General features: G+C 64.9%; 2 protein-coding genes. One reads left to right on the top strand and one right to left on the bottom strand.

Annotated features, from left to right (window positions below; all coding sequences use genetic code 11):
- Positions 1 to 218, bottom strand: a 218-nt coding sequence (locus VLR48_RS16655; RefSeq protein ID WP_325292864.1) for a DEAD/DEAH box helicase, incomplete at its 3' end; no start/stop codon positions are given.
- Positions 219 to 454: 236 nt separating this feature from the next.
- Between VLR48_RS16655 and VLR48_RS16650 the strand changes: the two genes are divergently transcribed.
- A complete protein-coding gene (locus tag VLR48_RS16650; protein ID WP_325292863.1) occupies positions 455 to 1,783 on the top strand; it encodes an AarF/ABC1/UbiB kinase family protein in 1,329 nt (442 codons plus the stop codon).
- Positions 1,784 to 1,877: the final 94 nt, after the last annotated feature.

Below are 1,877 nucleotides of genomic sequence, written 5' to 3'. Positions count from 1 at the left end.
GTGGGATCGACGCGGCTAAGCAGTGGCAGGGCGAAGGCGGCGGTCTTTCCCGTACCGGTCTGGGCCTGGCCGAGCAGGTCGCGGCCGGCAAGCAGGTGCGGGATGCATTGGATTTGAACAGGTGTCGGGGTCTCGTAACCGAGATCCTCGACCGCTTTTGCAACGGCGGGGGCTAGGCCGAGTTGGCCGAAGCCGATACTCGTGTCGGGGGTGTCCATCGTGGTGCCTCGAAAGAATGGCGCGTCCGGCGGGAAGTCCGGCGGACCATCCAGGGGGATTCGCGAAGTAACAGCAAACTAACAGGGTATTATCTGCGCGGGTTGCGGCTGGATCAAGTTTGATTCGCGGCTCGGGTGCGATTCCGCATCGTTGCACTGCGGATAACTCGATACCATGTCCAACCTTTGGTCTGGACAGGATCCGGACGCCGCCGATTCTTTTCCGAGGAAACCCGATGTCTACACCACATAACCGGCCCGGCATGGCCGTCCCGAGCACGCGCTTGAGTCGTCTTTGGCATCTGGGGCGGGCCACCGGCGATCTTGCTGCAGGGATCGGCGTGAAGGGCCTGATCGAGCTTGCTCGGACCCGTCGCAGCGCCGAGCCGTCGCGGATCAGGCTCTCGCCCGAGCATACACGCCGCTTTACCGATCGGCTTGCGCGCATGCGCGGTGCCGTCATGAAGATGGGGCAATTGATGTCGATGGACGGCTCCGACATCTTCACGCCCGAGGCCGCGGAGATCATGAGCGCCTTGCGCGAACGTGCCGAGCCGATGCCGATGAGTCAGCTCGCCGGGGTTCTGGAGCGCGAATACGGGCAGGGCTGGAACGCGAAGTTCAAGCGGTTCGAGTTCACGCCCGTGGCCTCCGCCTCGATCGGTCAGGTGCACCGGGCCGAGACGCGCGACGGACGTCGGCTTGCGCTCAAGATCCAGTTTCCGGGTGTTCGCGAGAGCATCGACAGCGACATCGACAATCTTGCCTTTCTGGCCCGGACACTCGGAATGGCCCCGGCGGGCGTGGATCTGACGCCTTACTTGGAAGGCGCGCGCCGACAGCTTCATCAGGAAGCCGACTATGGCGCCGAGGCGGATTCGCTCGAGGCGTATGGGGCCGGTGTCGGCGCGGATCCGGACTTCCTCGTCCCGCGCGTGCATCGCGATCTCTCCACGTCGCACGTGCTGGCCATGGATTTCGCCGAGGGTGTCCCGGTCGATCGTTTGGCCGACAGCGGCTGTAGCTGCGAGGTGCGTGATCGCGCCGCAACGGCCTTGACGCGTCTGTCCATGCGCGAGCTCTTCGAGTTCGGTCTCGTGCAATCGGATCCCAACTTCGGCAATTATCTCTACGACGCCAACAGCGGGCGGATCGTGCTGCTCGATTTCGGTGCCGCGCTGCCGGTGGGGTCGGATCTCGTCGAGCGCTATCGACAGCTCGCTCGTGCTGCATTCGCCGATGACCGTGCCGCGATTCGCGCGGCCTCGATCGACCTGGGCTATGTCGGCGCGAACGACCCGGCCGAGCAGGTGAACGCGCTCATCGATCTGCTGCGCATGTCCAGCGAACCGCTGCGCAGCCCGGGCCATTACGACTTCGGCGTCTCCGACCTCTTCGAGCGTGTCTATGCGCGCGGTCGCGAGATGTTCTACTCCGGCGCCTTCAGTACCGTGCCGGCCCCGGAAACCATGTTCCTGCATCGCAAGTTCATGGGCGCTTTCATGTTGTGCCGGCGTCTGCGTGCGCGGGTGGATCTCGGGGGGATGCTGAGGCCGTATCTTTGAGGTCAGCCGCCAGCCGCCAGCCGCCAGCCACCAGCCAAAGGCAGGAGGCAGGAGGTGGACGCCTCACCGCGCCAAACGCGCGAGCCGCCCCTGA

Origin of the sequence: Thiocapsa sp., assembly GCF_035467215.1 — a bacterium.
GTDB lineage: Bacteria > Pseudomonadota > Gammaproteobacteria > Chromatiales > Chromatiaceae > Thiocapsa.
Note: the sequence above shows the minus strand (reverse complement) of the source record. Positions and strands in the feature narration are given on the sequence as shown.